This window comes from Rothia sp. HMSC072B03 (genome assembly GCF_001809565.1).
In the GTDB taxonomy this organism is placed as follows: domain Bacteria; phylum Actinomycetota; class Actinomycetes; order Actinomycetales; family Micrococcaceae; genus Rothia; species Rothia mucilaginosa_A.
On the sequence record NZ_KV797969.1, the window covers coordinates 783,638 to 800,023 of the forward strand.

Genomic DNA, 16,386 nt, shown 5'->3' on the forward strand with positions numbered 1-16,386 from the left:
CTACCGAAGCACCCAAGGCTGAGACCCCGGCCCCGGCTTCTACTGAAGCACCCAAGGCTGAAGCACCCAAGGCTGAAGCACCCAAGGCTGAGACCCCTGCCCCGGCCGCTACCGAAGCACCCAAGGCTGAGACCCCGGCCCCTGCTGCTACCGAGGCACCGAAGACCGAGGCTCCGGCGCCGGCTGCTACCGAGGCACCGAAGACCGAGGAAACCCCGAAGGCTGAGGCCCCGGCCCCGGCCGCTACCGAAGCACCGAAGACTGAAGCACCCAAGACCGAGACCCCGGCCCCCGCTGCTACCGAAGCACCCAAGGCTGAGACCCCGGCCCCTGCTGCTACCGAGGCACCGAAGACCGAGGAAACCCCGAAGGCAGATCCCAAGACCGAGCAGGCCAATCCCGCCATCGAGATTGAGGAAACCGACTTCCCCGCAGACGCCACCATCAATACCATTACGGTTCGTGCATCCGGTTTCCAGGGGGCCAAGGTGGGTGCCTCTGTTAACGTGAGCATCTACGCTCTGGACGCTAACCAGCAGATTACCGGTGAACCGATTGCAACCATCACCGTTGACGCTGGACAGATCAAGGACGGCGCATTCAACGCTTCCCTCAGCGTTCCCGCAGCCCAGCTTCCCGCCGGCGCATCCTACGCTCTGGTTGCTGTCAGCAACCCCCAGGCTCAGCCCGCCGAGAAGCTGGTGGCTCTTTCCTCCTTCAAGGTAACCGAGACTACCACTCCGCGTGATCACACCCCCAAGGCTGATGAGACCCCGGCCCCCGAGACTCCGGCTCCCGAAACCCCTAAGGCTGATGAGACTCCCGCCCCGGAAACCCCCAAGGCAGAGACTCCCAAGGCTGACGAGACTCCGGCTCCCGAGACCCCGGCAGTACCTGAACCCCAGAACGCGACCCTCACCACCGAGAGCGCAAGCCTGGACCCGAATGACGAGTACAACGTGGTGACTGTCAACGGCGCGGGATTCACCCACGAATCTGCTTCCCGCGGCGTGCAGGTGGCCATCTACCGCCTGGATGCCGACGGCAACATCACCGGTGAGGCTCTGGCCGTTCAGGATGTGCCCGCATCCGAGATTATGGAGGGCACCTTCACCGCTAAGCTTTCCGTGCGTGCCGATCGTCTGCTGCCCGGCTACGTGTACGCGCTCGTGGCTACCAGCGACCCGAACGGCCTGGTACATCAGGTGGCTGTCACCACCGCCTCCGTGAGCGATGCGGACCACCCGGCCCCCACGGTGCCCGCGGCAAGCAACGACGATAACACCACCGTTCGCGATAACGGCGACGGCACCACCAGCGTCTTCACCGCGGAAATGAGCGAGGACGGTTCCGTGACCGTGACCGAGACTCGCGTTCCCTCCTCGCAGGCTCCCAAGGCCAAGGTTGGTAACACCCCGGTGACCGCTTCTTCCCAGAGTGGCCACACCGTGAGCGCTCGCGATACCGCCGGCCGCACCACTTCGGATAGCTCTTCGAAGCCGCAGCTGGCTCACACCGGCGCTGAAGGTGTCGCAGGTATTGCCGGTGTCGGCGCCGCAGCGCTGATCGCCGGTGCTGCGCTGATGCTTCTGCGTCGCCGCAGCCTCTAGGGCTGATCCTTTCGCGTAACGCCGTATGAAACGTCCTCGCGGTTTCCTCGGGATTAAAATAATCTCGGGAGACCGCGAGGACGTTTCTGTGTGTTCAGAATAGTGAGGGCGCACGATGCGGCGCTCCACGGAACGTTGCAGCCGCAATGGACGGACAGACCGGTGTCGATTTGTTCATGACAGGGTTCCCGCGCTCGCGGGGGTGGGGGTTTATCGGTTCCGAGCGTCCCGGAAGTGAAAGCCTCGAATTTCGAGGGGCCCGGATAACCCTGTCGAAGAATTTGCCGTTAGGTTGCAGAATACCTCCCGAATCGGGAAGAGGGGAATGAGAAACGATGAGCGTGCAGGCAGTGCAGTACGACCGCTTTGGGCCCGTGGAGAATCTGAAGCTCGTGAGCGTACCGGGGGAGAGCCCCGAAGCGGGGCAGGTAAAGATTGCGGTGCGTGCGGTCGGCCTGAACCCCGTGGACTATAAGATTTTTGAGGGCTCTCCGCAGCTCAAGATGCTCTCGCGCGCCATGAAAATCAGGAACCCCCGCCGCTGGTTTGAATCAAAGAAATCGCAGTTCCCTCGCGGAGTGGGGCGTGATTTCTCCGGCACGGTGCTCGAGGTGGGGCCCGGCGTATCGGGCTATCGCGTGGGCGACGATGTCTTCGGAACCATCGTCAGTGCCCCCGGCCTGGGCACCAAACGGGGATCTCTGGCCACGGAAATTTGTGTGAACATCGGCGACATTGCGCCTAAGCCCGCCTCCATTGATTTTGAGCACGCGGCCGCAATGGGTGTCGCGGCCCTGACCGTGGGAGGCGCCTTCCGCCATATTGGCGCGGGTGAGGGCGATACGGTGGTCATCTCCGCGGCTTCGGGCGGAATTGGGTCCGTCGCCGTGCAGTATGCCGTGGCTCGCGGTGCACGCGTCATTGGCATTGCAGGGGCCGCGAATGCCGAGTTTATCAGGTCGTTGGGGGCCGTGCCGGTTGCTTATGGCGAGGGCGTGGGGGAACGAGTGCTCAAGGCGGCCGAGGGTCGCGTGACAAAGTTCCTGGACTGCTACGGTGGCGACTACGTGACCCTAGCCTTTTCGCTGGGGTTGAAGGGCAAGGACATTGGAACCCTCGTTCCCTCGCCCAAGGTCATGATTAGGGGAGCACAGTTTACGGGCCCCCGCCATTCGGAACACGGGGACTTCGAGACCCTAGCCGAGCTGGTCGCCGATGGGAAGGTGTCAATTCGCTTGGATCGCGTGTACGGGTTCACGATTGAGGATGTCCGTGCGGCCTACCGCGATTTGCAGGCCGGTCACACGCGTGGCAAGAGAGTCATTCGCATCGCCGGTGAATAGGGGATTGGCGCTACTGATTGATGCGAGACCTCAAAAACCTTACACCCGAAAGAAAATAACTATATGTGCATAAATGTGCACATATAGCACTGCAGAGTCTACCTATTTACGTTCGCTTCAAACCCTCACCTTGAAGGGAGAGTTGAGGTATTTTACCTAGTCGATATGTTTTGCGGATGATTAGTGGGGGAGATTTGGGTAAAAAACCCGTTTTGTGGTTCATTGCATAAAAAAATAGTTGGCTCGTAAAGCGTATTGGGCCTCAAGAGGCTTTTTCTATTGATAGTGTGGAACTACCGATAAATAGAGCGATTCCCCTCGCGCAGACTTCCACCTCAGATGGAGATTGAGAGTTTTACCTCTCGGAACCCATCGCCCATGCCGAGGAGACCCCTATCGCAAGGTTACCAACCTCGCGAAGGAACCAACCGTACATCTTCCCGCCGGGAATTGAGGCGTCGTTGTCGCGTAAAGGGTATCGTTCACACTCACAGAAAAGGTGTGTTTCATGCCCGATCCCGCTCACTCAAAGACCCGAGCAACGGCCGCCATTGCGGCCTCCGTTCTGACCGCCGGCACCGGTGCGGCCCAGGCCGCGATTCCAGTGCACAATGCGGGCGGCCTTTCCTCCTCTAACGTTCAGCAGAACCGTGCCCAGCATTCTGACCGCGATGTGCGCCCCTCGGTGCAGGTCGAACAGGGTGCTGCCATCAACCCCGCGCGTTCCCAGAGTATCACCGTTAGCGGTAGTGGTTTTCTGGGCGAGGACGTTGAGAAGCATGGCATCGCCGTGTACGTCAGTGAGTACCGCAAGTACCCCCTGGCTGCCCTGAGCCGTGCCCGTGCGGTGACCATGACCCTCGTCCCCGTCTCCGATGTGCACGAGGGTAGCTTTAGCACCCAGCTCACCCTGCCTGCGGGAATCCTCGACCCCAACCAGCAGTACGTGGTGGCAACCGCCGTCGTCAACCCCGATCTCGGCTATTCCGTCGAAGACACCTCCTACAATTCATGGACGCCCCTGGAGGTGCAGCCTGCGGATACTCAGGATGAGCCGCTCAATGCCCAGATCCTGTCGGGTCAGTTGGAAATTCCGCAGGAGCAGAACCTGATCGTCTACAAGGCCACCGGTCTGGGCGATGCGCAGGCCTTCGAGATCATGACCTCGATTTACGCCGTTGATGAGCAGGGCAATCGCCACGTACTGGCTGCCTCCCCGGCACGAGCCGATGTTGTCAACGGCACGCTTCTGGACGGCATCGAGGTACCCGGTGCGCGCCTAGCCGTTCTGCAAGATGTGCATCCCGATCTGCGCTACATGCTGAACGTTGAAATTGCCCCTTCGGCTTCCCGAGGCCTAGCAGCTCAGAGTGTCGAGATTCCCTTCACCAATGGCTGGAGCGTTACTGAGACCGCAGCCGCTGAGCCTGTCGACGAAGAGGCTGAAAAGGTTGGAGCGCAGTCGGAGGAGACCCCGGCGGCCCCTCGCCCCGCGACCTCCGAGCCTGAAGCTTCTGAGGCTTCCATTGTTCCCGCTGAGGAACAGGACCCCGTGCTCCCGGAAACCGACCCTCGGCGCCACTACGACCTGCCGCGTAACACTCAGTTCGACCGGGTGCGCGACGCCTCGGCAGATCGCGCGGAGGAGCAGGAATCAGCCGAATCGACGAATCATTCATCCGTGGCCGTGGGTGCTCGCCTGCGCGTGGAAGAGACCGCAGTCCCCGAGAATGACTCGGAAAAGACGCTCACTTTCACCGGTGAAGGTCTCGAAGGTTCCGGTCCCGTGGCCCTGCAGGTGCACGCGCTGGATTCTAACGGCCGAACCGCCGGTGAGGCCATTGCCTCCGGGGACGCTCGTGTGGAGGATGGTTCCTTCTCCGCGCAGCTTCAGGTGCCGGGCAACGCCCTGAAGCCGGGTACGACCTACCGTGTAAGCGCAGTCTACGAGGATTCCCGAGGAACCGTGCAGATCGTGACCGGCGGCTTCACAGTGGAGCGTGACGGCGTGGATGCTTCGCGTCCTTCCGACTCGCTGCCTGCCGAGCAGACCGAAGCGCCGGCAACTGAGGAGCCGAGCTACGGTGACTCTGTTGCTGAAAAGCCGACGGAGGAGAAGCCCTCGGTTACTCCCTCCGATAGCGCCCCGGCACCGGCCGAAGAGTCGAAGGAGTCCGCTCCTGTGGCTGTCGCATCCGAGGCTCCTGTATCCTATGAGTCGGCTTCGCCCAAATCTGCTCCGGTTACCGAGGGTGCTACCGGCGGCGCTACCGACCGTGCCGGCCAGAAGCCTCAGAAGGCTACGGCTTCGGCCTCCAAGGGTGAGCGTGAGCAGCTGGCTGTAACGGGCGCCTCCGGGATACTGACGATTAGCGCGGTGGGGTCGCTCTCTCTGGTTGCGGGTGCCTTCCTGACCCGCCGTGGCCGCCGTGATGTGCAACTCACTTCCCGCTCCTAAAATGCTGATAAATACCCTCTCACAAGCCATAACGTGAGATAAGACGAGGGGATGCTTCTTTGTAACAAAAGAGGCGTCCCCTCGTCTTTAACTTTTTCTAAGGTTATACCTATAATTTAGAGTGCATTGACCGGCGGTACTGCCACTCTCTCTATGCTCCGCCCTCGCGGAGCAAAACGCGTTCTGAAACGCACATGGTCACCGATAAGAGAGGCCGCCTCCCCGCTCTCACTTCCGAACTTCTGAGCGTGGGGGATTGCACAACCTATCGCTCACTTACTCACTCACGAAAAAGGTGACCATGTTTACCACGCAGCGAACTGCTCGCGGCGCGGCCCTCGTAGCATCTGCAGCCCTCGGGCTGGGAGGTGCGCTGGCCCCTGCAACCTTGGCCCCCGCTTCCTTCGTATCGTCCGCCCATGCACAGCCGCGTGGTGCGACTCCCTCTGCGAACACCCCTGAACCCCACGCTACGAACGTTGATGTTTTCATCATGGATTTGCTAGGCCAGAGTGAGGATTACATCCTGATTGGTCTGGGCGGGGTGAAGTCTCTTGACCACGTGCAGGTGCGCCTGGTGGCAGTTACTATGGAGGGTCTGGAAGTTGCCTCGATGGTGGTCCCCGCCTCGCAGCTGACCGTGTCAAAGAATGATGACGGCTATCTCGATGTGAGTATTCATCAGCGCCTAAATATTGAACAGGCCTACATGGTGGAGGTTACCGACCTTCAGACCGGCACCTCCTCTTTCGTTGAGCTGAGCCCCGAATACGGCGAGAGTGTTGATGGTCTTCTCGCCTCACGTCAGAATCTTTTCTTCCCCGATACCCCGGGTGTGCAGCGTGCGCCCATCGATGCGGTGAGCCCCGTGCCCCATCCTGTGCCGAATCCCGAGCCTTCGAAGGATGAGCGAGAGGAGCGTCCGCAGCCCACGGCCGCTCCGGCCCCGGCTCCGGTTGCCTCGGAGAGCGCCTCGCCGACCCCCTCCGCTACTGCATCTGAGAAACCCGGTGATGTGGGGGAGCCCCGTAGTTCCGAATCTACCACCGACGTTTCTGATACGCCCAAGCCCGAGGGGGACCGTATCCTGGTGCATAACCGCTCCTCGAATCAGGTCCCCGCGGAAACCCGCGAGGCCATTCTTGAGATTTCCACCGCGGAGCTGCGAGGCTCAAGCGATCTTCAGACGATTCGCACGCGCGTCAAGAACGTGGGGGAGAGCTCCCTGGGCTATGACGTCATGGTCTTCGAGATGCCTGCCGACGGGGGAGCCGTCGGCGCACCCCTGGCCACGACCCACGTGAGCCCCGAGCAGGTCAGGGACGGCGCGTTCTCGGCTGATTTGAAGGTCCCCGGAACCTCACTCGTTGGCGGTAAGCGGTACCGGGTGGTGGCGGTGGGGGGCGAGTCTCCCGATGAGCTGAGGCTCGTGGCAACCTCTGCCTTCAGCGTGAGCATTATTCAGCGCGCCAGCTCGGCGGATTCAACTGCAGACGCCAACAATCAGCCTAGGCGCACTGTGGTTCATTCTTCGAGTGAGCAGCTGCCGGCAGATATCTCCTCACCGAGTGATGCTTCACCCTCTGCGGTTGAATCTTCGTCGGCTCGAGGAATCGCTGGGGAAACCGTTCCCCATATTCCTTCGACAGATGTCGCTCTGAATCATGTCGCTCAGGCCCATGCCTCGGCTGTGCGGGCAACCCCGCAGGCTCATGCGGTCACGAGTAACCCCGTTACCGCATCGAACGTCACCCCGGTCATGTCGGGATACGCAGCCTTTATTGGCGGACGCACCATCGTGAATCTGATGGGGTATCAGACCTCAGCGGGAAGCACTGAGAGCGTTGCCTCTGCCACACGGGAAGGTTCTCGCCTGAGCTCCGAGGGGTTCTATACGCGAAGCACGAAAGCTCGCGGTGGTTCCGATTCTCAGAAACTGGAGGCAAGCGCTTCGGAAGATGTACCCCTGCCGGAGGGTACCGTGCCGCTGGGAATTGCGCTGGCCGGTTCGGTTGTCTTCGTGGGTAGCGCCGTGGTGGTGAACCGGTATCGTCGTCGGGCGGAGGCCTCTGCTGAAGCGGTGGCAACTGAGACGATGGACGCGAACGCATAGGCGCGGGAGAGCAGAGAATTTACCTCGAAAGGCGCCCCGTGGTGGTGATGCGTAGCATTACCGACCGCGGGGCGTCTTTGCATTATGTGAGATGTGTGTCGCATTATGCAATGGATTTTTGTCAAATCTTGTACGGCATGTAAATGATTTTGATTGTTTATAGGAGGTGGATTTGCGGGCCCCCGGCACGAACGTTTATGCGTTATAACACCGTGAGCGGCCTGTGTTCAGGGCTTGGAGTGGACACTATATGTCGTGCACCTGGGCTTTTATGGCGATTGAAATAATTGTTTGCGGGGTGTTCGGCCCTCCCTCTAAACATTCGCATTTTTCGATAACGATGTTTTATGGGGTGGCCATACAGTGTTTTACTCTGAGGTGCATATACTGCCTAACAATAAGCACACAAATGCAATGAATTTAAAATCTTAATACTCGTGTTAGGCTGGGATGTAACCGATGTACCGGCACGCATAATTATTGCATTAGAGGGGCTTGTGGTGAGCTACTCCTTATCAGCGCGTTGTGCGTCCGCTTCGATTGAAATGGCACTATTATGATCACTCAACGACCTCGAACTTTCCGCGCCCTGACGCTTTCCGTTTTAGCGACTACGGGTATGTTTGTGTTACCCAATGCTTCCGCGGTGGAGGGAACCGGTTTTTCTGTCGATCAGCAGTGTATTATTACTATTCTCAATTCGGAGAATCCTCAGAATTGTCCCTCGCAAGATTTCAGCATTGAACTCGATACGCTTGAGGTTCTAATTCATTCTGTGGAACAGAACCGGGTAACCCTCAATCTGCAACCTCTCTACGAAGAGAAGTACATCAGTGATTCGAGCCACTATCTCGTGGCCGTTCAGTACTACACCGTCTCCGGTAAAGCATCCGGAGAGGTAGTCACCTATACTCCCCAGCAGCTGAGCGCAGTGAAAGCCCAGGACGGCTCTACCCTTCTGACGCTCACGCTACCGAGTACGCCGAAGGAAGGCTACTACACCATCTCCGTCCTCGACATGGACAGCTTCGATGAGGGATACGGGGAGTTCAAAATTACTGCCGGTTCGCTTATTCCCCATATCGTTCCTGCCGGTGATGGGGGCGTCGACAGTGACTCGTCGGGAATCCGTCTTGACGACGAAACGCAGAATATCCTGGCTAAAGCGCGTGAAGAGGCCCGTCATCCGCAGCCCTCGATTTCGCTCACCCCGAAAGCAGCAGGCGGTCTGGAGCGCGGCACTCAGATCGTGAGCGAGGTACCCGGAGGCCTGACCACCTCCCGAGACAACGCGAACCTGAACGCTCCAACGCTGAACGTTCGTTACGCCGAGCTGCGTTCTGACGCAGAGACGAAGCCCGTGACCGTTGTTGGAAAGAACCTGCCCGCCCGAGAGAACGGGTACGACCTGATGGTCCTTGAGACCGATATGCAGGGTAATCCCCGAGGCGATGCCGTCTCGTACACCCACGTGGACGCTGCACACATCGCCGGAGGAGAACTCGAGGTGGCTGTTGGCGTTCCGGGGTCGCTTCTCAAGACCGATTCGGTCTATACCGCGTACCTGGTGTACGTCGATGAGCAGAACAACGACACCGCTGTGGCCTCAGTTCGGTTTAAGGTGAGTGCCGGGAAATCGCAGGATACCGCGGAATCCTCCGCCACTCGCCGCGATGAAACGGGCGCTACTTCAACGTCCACTACCGCGAAGAGCGACAACTCTACGAACGCCTCCTCTCATGCTTCTTCTAACGCAACCGACGGTAGCTCGAACGCTTCCCGTTCTAGCGGGGCCGATTCCACCGCAACCCGTGAGAGTCAGGCGCGTGCCGAGCGCCGTCAGCAGGGGCTTCAGGCTCTGGCGCAAGCGCGCACTATGGCGCCCCAGACCAATGCATCCGCCGGGCAGTCACCCCTGACCTCGGCATACGCCGCGGGGTCCGATACCGCAACGCCTAATGGGGAGGGTGGCGCCTCCGTAAAGAGCGGATCGGCATCTGCCGTGCAGCCCGTGACCCCTACCGACGGCGCCAAGGGACTAACCCCCACCCGTCAGACGGAGGGTAATTCCCGTTCCGCTGAGGTTAACGCCCCTATCTCTCAGGTGCACTCCGGGTCGACCGCGGGGCAGCAGGAAGGCGTGAAAGCGGCGTCCTCTTCGGAACACGTTATGGAGGAAGCCTCCGACTATAGGGTGACCTTCTGGACCGTAGGATTGGTGGGATTGGGCCTGGTGGCGGGCGCCGTATGGATGGCCATTCGGAGGAATGCCTTCTCCCTGTCTCGGGTGTTCCACCGGTAAACACCTACGGGACTTGTTGACTCCCCGAGCGTAAAGACAGCGTTTAGGGGAGTCAAAATACCCTTGAGTGAATAAACCTCGGAGTTCATGGTAGGGTTGAGGAAGCCGATATATAGACGTGGACTCCTCCTTACCCTGACCCCACATCTCAGTGGTCATATGGCGTGGATGCCACCGGACAGATACTCTGTCCAGGGCTCGGTCGATTACCCCGTGTGGGATTGGAAGAATAATCGGGGATGGGAGCACCTCGTTAAACACCACGAAAAGACACATTGCATGAGCACATTATCTATAAAACGCCGTGTAGTTGCCGTTGCGACCCTTGCTGCGGGACTGCAGAGTGGGGTGCTTGCCCCATCCATGGCCGCCGATACTGTTGCCGACCCTACGCCCTCTTTACACGATGTCGCTGGAGTAGGCGACTCGGACGACCCCATAACGCAACGTCGCGAGGGGGAATCGAACGTCGACTTCGATGGCCCTAACGAGGGTGATATTAACCTGACCATTCACCGTGAGAACGGTGCTGCCCTGCTCGTTTGGTCGGGTTTTCCTCAGGGAATCTCTGCCGAGAGCGTGCTGGTAGAAGTTACTTCGTGCACCTCGACGGAGGAATGCACCCACCGTTCTGTCTCCCCGACCGAAGGGGGTTCCCCCGGGGAAGTAGCGCTTCTGCTTGATTTGCCCGCTGGGGGAACGTTCTACGTCATCACCCTGACGGATGCGGCCTACGGCATCACGCGCGTAGATTTTCTGACGCGAGATCGCGACACCCTGGTGGAGGTTCCCTCCGATCCTCGGTATTCTACTCAGCCGGGAGTTACCCCGCCCCACGGTGAGGATGCGTCCTCGAAGGGCCCCTCGGCGACCGACTCCACACCGGTAGAGAATAAAGACACCCCGGAGTCTCCCTCACCGCAGCCCAGCCCCACGCATATTCCTTCTACCGTAGCCCCCACTCCTCAGCCGGTGGTGACCCAGTCCCCGAACGTCACAAAGGAACCGGAGCATATTCAGCTGATTAGCTCCGAAAAGATCGAGGCTCAGGCAAGTAGGCAGAATCACCGAGACAGCCCTCGCCTGACAATCCAGAACTCCCAGGTTAACTCGAGCGATTCGGTAAAGCCCGTTACGGTGCGCGGCAAGAACTTTGCAACGAATGACAACGGGTATGACCTGATGCTCATGGAGCTCGACGGTGATGGGCATACGGTGGGTGACGCCCTAGCTATTGTGAGGGTGAACCCTTCGGACCTCTCCTCCGGAAGTTTTGAGGCGGTGCTGGGTGTACCCGGCGCCTCCCTGCAGACCGGCCGCACCTACTTGGTAGTGGCAATAGACGCCACCAGCGGTGGAGATGTCCAGGTCAGCACGGTGCGCTTCACCGTTTCTCGGGGGAGTAGCGCCACCGGAAATTCCCAGGGTGAAAGCGGCGACACCTCCACTGATGATTCCTCGGATTCTTCATCCTCAGCAGTGGCTGGCACCTCTTCTGCGGCCCCCTCAACGGCCTCGAGCGGTGAGGAACAGAATGCCGTGAAAGTGACTGACGGGAATAAGACGAAGACCCGAGGCGTACGTTCTGCAACCGCCTTGGCCGGGGACCGGAAGGACCCCACCATCTCTGTCGAAGAGGGGACGGAGGCCGTTGCTCGCCCCGCTGCCTCTTCTTCATCTGCGCTAGGCTACCGCACACGCGATGCACAGGACGAGCAGGCTACCGCTCGTACGAGCGCGCCCGCAGAAACCGAGCCCGCTACCCAATCGCGACGGTCTTCGACGCTGGATGGTTCCTCCTCGCAGGTGCGTTCCGAGCAGAAGGGCCGTGACGGGGTGAAGGCCTCAGAAGCCGATTTGGCCCATGGCATGATGGCCTCCTCATCTGCACTGGCCGTACTATTGGCCATTGGTGGTGGAATGGTTCTGGGTGCTTTGGGTATGTCACGTATGCACGCTTCGAAGAAGGATTAGTCGCGTAGGGGTTGGGGTGGTGATGGCCCCTGGTGCCTGTTGAGGGGGTATTGCCCTGTCGGTGTGCTGTGAGATGTTTTGTCATAAAACGGCTCATTTGGTGTATATCTTGAGAAATATACACACTGTCGATATAGTAAGCCTGTCCTAACAGTGTCGATAGTATGGATACACACCAATGAAGATTTTCACATCTGGCACCCGCCTCTCCAAGGGAGCCTGCGCCCTCGCCGTTGCTGGCGCTGTCGCCCTGCCCCTGGCACCCGTTCTTGCCGAGAACATTAATATCGCCGCACAGAACGTTGCCGCACAGAACGTCGCTGCAGGCGACCAGGCAACTGCAGGCGCGTCCTTCGGTTGGGGCGTGCGCGCCTCCTTCCTGTCCTACAACGGTATGCCCCGCGAAATGACCGACGGCGCAGCCTGGGACGCAACCGCAAAGCAGTTCACCTTCACCCCGACCTCCACCACCGTCTCTGAAGACGGCAAGCAGGTCACCCTGCAGGCTGCCGGTCGCCTCTGGTTCACCGGCCACTGCGCCGAAGGTCAGGACCCCGAAACCGGTTGCGCCCTGAACCTCACATTCTCCAACCCCCGCGTGGAACTGAACCTCGCTGACGGCACCGGCTCCCTCTACATGACCGTGCGCACCAAGAACTACGCCTCCGGCAAGTTCGAGGGCCCCATGGAAGTCAAGATGGCGACCCTGAGCACCGGCACCGCCAAGCAGAGCGAGAAGGACGGCGTGGTCAGCATCAGCGGCATCTCCGCGAACCTGACCGCCGACGGTAACCACGCCTTCTCCGACTTCTACAACGAAGGCGCTAGCCTCGACCCGCTGAGCATCTCCTACAACGGTAGCGCAGCTAACACCCCCAAGAGCGCCTACAGCGTCGCCGAGTCTTACAACACCGGCGCGGGCGTGAACCTGCCCCAGAACACCGCACGTCTGGGCCAGAACCACATCGTGCACGTGGCACCCCCGAGCTTCGGCGGCGACACCACCTACACCGTGCTGACCAGCTCCAACCTGAAGATGACCGACACCGGCGTCCTGAAGGCCAACAAGGGCGTTTTCGCGGTGGATGCTGACGGCAACCGCATGCTCGTCATCAACAGTGAGACCAACAAGCCCGAGCTGTACACCGTAACCGCCGAAGGTAAGCTCGTCTCCTCCGGCACCTACTCCGACGCAGACCTCGGCACCACCACCGTCAAGGCAATCGGCTACAACCCCGCCAACAACACCTGGGGCATCGTCAGCATTGACGGCCAGGGCGGCGGCAAGCTGACCATCATTGATGCATCCGGCAAGGCAACCTCGCAAGCTCTGCCGAAGCCCGACTCTATCGACCCGCAGGTTGTGAACGCATACTCGCTCGACGAGTACTACGGCGACTCGTTCTCCAACAACACCGTGACCCTCGCACCGCTGCCCGACGGCAGCTTCGTGTACGCGCCGTCGACTTCCATCTACGATGCGGCCGGCGAAAAGGCGGTTCAGAAGGGTCACCTGCTGCACATGAGCAGCAACGGCGTGTCCCTGGTGCCGAACTCTTCACCCGCAGGCTACGACACCGCCCTGCCCTCGACCCTGGTCAGCCCCAAGGGCTACATTTACCGTTGGAACAACTGGTACGGCGGTAAGGTGCAGATCCTCAAGTACGAGAACGGCACTTTCAGCGTGGTCCGCGAGTCCGCAACTCTTGAGGGCTTCGAGAAGACCGAGGTTGCCACCATGTTCCTGACCCGTGCGGGCAACGTGGTTGTGGTGGACGCATCCGGCTCCCGCCTGGTGTTCATGGACGAGACCCTGAACAAGGTGAACGAGGTGGTTCTCTCCTCGATGCGCAAGACCGACAAGAGCGGCGGCTACAACGCTCTCGAACTGCCCAACGGCGATATTATCTACCCGACCAGCTTCGAGAACCCGAACACCTACGAGGATCAGCTGTGGCTGAACCGCCTGGCAGCGAACTCGGCACCGGAACAGACCCCGGCACCCGAGCCCACTAAGTCTGCTGAGCCGACCGTTGCTCCCACCGTAGCTCCGACCGTGGCACCGACTGCTGAGCCGACTAAGGCACCCGAGCCGACCGTTGCTCCTACTGCAGAGCCGAGCGCTGAGCCCACTAAGCCTGCTGAGCCGACCGTTGCTCCCACCGTGGCACCGACTGCAGAGCCGACCAAGCCTGCAGAGCCGACTGTTGTACCGACCGAGGTTCCCTCTGCAACTGCTGAGCCGACCGTCGAGCCCTCGGCAACCGCAGAGCCTAGCGTGACCGCAGAACCTTCTGCAGAGCCGACTATGGAGCCCTCCGCAACCGCTGAGCCTTCCGCAACCGCCGAGCCTTCCGCAACCGCCGAGCCCACCGCAGTGCCTTCGGAGGAGCCCACCTCGCCGTCTCTGCCGACCGCATCCGTGGCACCTTCTGTAGCACCTTCTGCAACCCCGAGCGCATCGGTGAGCGCTTCCCCGACCGCGGTTCCGAGCGTTCCCGCCGTGACCCCCTCGGTGAGCGCGTCTGCATCGGCGTCCGCTAGTGCGTCTGCTTCTTCGAGCGCGTCTGCGAGCGCGTCGAGCTCCGCAAGCAGCTCCAGCAGCGCTTCGGCGACCGCATCGGCTAGTGCGTCTGCAAGCGCTTCCGCAAGCGAGTCTGCATCCGCGAGCGCTTCCGCTTCTGAGAGCAGCACTGCCGACCAGAACGCAGCCGGCCACAAGGGTGGCTCCAACGGCGGTTCTGATGCTGGTTCCGGTGCCTCCGACAACTTGGGTGTGAGCGGCTCCAACGGCGGTTCCTCTAACGGCGGTTCCTCTAACGGTGGTTCCTCTAACGGTGGTTCTTCCGCGGGTGGTTCCTCGACCTCCGGTAGCTCCTCCTCGAAGCTGGCACAGACCGGCGCATCCGGCGCTATGTTCGCCGCCGCAGCTGGCGCTATCACCCTGGCTGCAGGTACCGCACTGGTCGTGGCTCGTCGTCGCAAGAGCTAAAATTTAGCCTTCGTGCAACACCCCGCTTCGTCACTCGTGTTCATGAGTGGGGGAGCGGGGTGTTCCTTTCATACAATGGGAGCATGACTGTTTTGAATGTTCTCGCGACCTCTCACGGTACCGACTCCGCTGCCGGCCGTGAAGCCATCGCCCTGATTCGCGAACAGGTGCGTTCCCTGCTGGACCAGCGTACTGACGGCGTGGAATACCGCGTGCACGAGGCTTATGTTGATGTCGAATCGCCCAGCGTGGATGATGCTGCGGCGGCTCTGCCCAAGGACGAGCCCTGCGTTATTGTCCCGATTCTGCTCTCTACCGGGTTCCATACCCAGGTGGATTTGCGCCGGGCAGCCCGCGCGAGCGGCATCGAACGTATCGTGATTGCCGAGTCTCTCGGTCCCGATTCCCGTCTGGCTCGCCTGGCTCGGACCCGCCTTGAAGAGGCCGGCTGGACCCCCGAGAACGGTTCTGTCGTGGTGCAGGGCGCCGCCGGTTCCTCCCGCGCCGATGGCCGCGCCGATATGGAGCGTGCCGCCGAGTTGCTCTCCGAGGCCTTGGGAACCCAGGTTCAGCACGGCTTCATTGCCTCCATTGACCCGAAGTTCCACGAGGTGGTGGCCGAGTATAAGCCGGAGTTCGCCGCAACATACCTGCTGGCGGAGGGTTTCTTTGCCGGTAAGATGCGCCGCGATGCTGAGGCAACCGGTCTGCCGGTGAAGGTCGCCACGCCGCTGGTGAACGCACAGGACCCTGCGTCCGCCAGGGTGGTGGCCGAGTGCTTTGTCGATCGCATGGATGAGGCGCTTGCCGCCTAAGAACTATTTGGGCTTGTTCCGCGCGAAAGGCCTCCGCTTCCTCAGAGGAAGCGGGGGCCTTTCGTTAATTTGAGTTGTCTATGAGCCGTCCGAATTAGTTGGCCAGCAGGTAGACATCGCCGTCGCGGACCTCAACGGGGTACACGTTGAGGGAGTAGGAGGAGTCCGAGAGGCACTCACCGTTGGTCAGATCGTAGACCTCCTTGTAGAGGGGGGAGGTAATGGTCGAGTGGCCGTTCTTCTCGCCGATAATGCCGCGGGCCAGAACGAGTGCCTGGCTGTGCGGGTCGAGGTGATCGCTGGCGTAGATGCCGTGCTTGGTCTTGTAGATGGCGTACTGATGGTTGTCGACCAGAGCGACTTCGCCCCAGTTCTCTTCAAGATCGGATTCGGCGCAGATGCGGACCCAGTTATCGGCCATGGGGTTTTCCTTTCGAAACGGTGTGTGTCGCGCGGGGGCGAGCTCAATTACGGTTTGGGCGTAATTGCGATTCACGTGTTCTTTGTTTGGAGTTTACCCTATGAAACCCACATTGGGAAATGGGGCACGCGAGAAAGCTAAAGGTTATTTTCACCCTAAAATACAACCCTAAATTTTATAGATTAGCCTTACCTAAATCCACTGCCACCGGGGGTATGTATACCCTCGTCTGGGCTGTTATTCCGCGGAAGTTTTTCAGAATTTTTTCTCACAAAATGCTGATTTTGGCTATCCGTACCCTGCGCTACCATGTACGATGAAAGTCGTAGCTCGGAATCGCTTTTGAGCACCTGAAGAA

At 60.2% G+C, this 16,386-nt stretch carries 9 protein-coding genes; 8 read left to right on the plus strand and 1 reads right to left on the minus strand.

The genetic code is table 11. The annotated features are described in order from the left end of the window. From HMPREF2630_RS06565 to HMPREF2630_RS06600, 8 genes are all read left to right on the plus strand, one after another. Positions 1 to 1,610 (plus strand): LPXTG cell wall anchor domain-containing protein (locus tag HMPREF2630_RS06565; protein ID WP_070483998.1); only part of this gene is annotated, 1,610 nt, incomplete at its 5' end. Positions 1,611 to 1,945: 335 nt separating this feature from the next. Beyond that, positions 1,946 to 2,953, plus strand: coding sequence for an NADP-dependent oxidoreductase (locus tag HMPREF2630_RS06570; protein WP_070484000.1), 1,008 nt, complete (start codon positions 1,946 to 1,948; stop codon positions 2,951 to 2,953). A 508-nt stretch (positions 2,954 to 3,461) separates the two neighbouring features. Further along, positions 3,462 to 5,411 carry a prolipoprotein diacylglyceryl transferase gene (locus HMPREF2630_RS06575; RefSeq protein ID WP_070484001.1) on the plus strand — a complete coding sequence of 650 codons (1,950 nt, stop codon included), beginning with the start codon at positions 3,462 to 3,464 and terminating at the stop codon, positions 5,409 to 5,411. A 301-nt stretch (positions 5,412 to 5,712) separates the two neighbouring features. Further along, positions 5,713 to 7,524: a hypothetical protein gene (locus HMPREF2630_RS06580; protein WP_049344194.1), complete on the plus strand. Its 1,812-nt coding sequence runs from the start codon at positions 5,713 to 5,715 to the stop codon at positions 7,522 to 7,524. Positions 7,525 to 8,299: 775 nt separating this feature from the next. Further along, positions 8,300 to 9,826 carry a hypothetical protein gene (locus tag HMPREF2630_RS06585; protein ID WP_049344192.1) on the plus strand — a complete coding sequence of 509 codons (1,527 nt, stop codon included), beginning with the start codon at positions 8,300 to 8,302 and terminating at the stop codon, positions 9,824 to 9,826. A 363-nt stretch (positions 9,827 to 10,189) separates the two neighbouring features. Further along, positions 10,190 to 11,800, plus strand: coding sequence for an enoyl-CoA hydratase (locus HMPREF2630_RS06590; protein ID WP_141761814.1), 1,611 nt, complete (start codon positions 10,190 to 10,192; stop codon positions 11,798 to 11,800). A gap of 178 nt (positions 11,801 to 11,978) precedes the next feature. After that, positions 11,979 to 14,792: an HtaA domain-containing protein gene (locus HMPREF2630_RS06595; protein ID WP_070484005.1), complete on the plus strand. Its 2,814-nt coding sequence runs from the start codon at positions 11,979 to 11,981 to the stop codon at positions 14,790 to 14,792. Positions 14,793 to 14,875: 83 nt separating this feature from the next. Then, entirely contained in the window at positions 14,876 to 15,607 is a 732-nt protein-coding gene (locus tag HMPREF2630_RS06600) for a sirohydrochlorin chelatase (protein WP_065423965.1), read from the plus strand. Between the two features lie 94 nt (positions 15,608 to 15,701). Here the strand turns inward: HMPREF2630_RS06600 and nirD are convergent, their stop codons facing one another. Then, the gene (gene nirD / locus HMPREF2630_RS06605; RefSeq protein ID WP_049331302.1) at positions 15,702 to 16,028 is read right to left on the minus strand and encodes a nitrite reductase small subunit NirD; all 327 of its coding nucleotides are present in this window, start codon (positions 16,026 to 16,028) and stop codon (positions 15,702 to 15,704) included. Between the last annotated feature and the right edge of the window lie 358 nt (positions 16,029 to 16,386).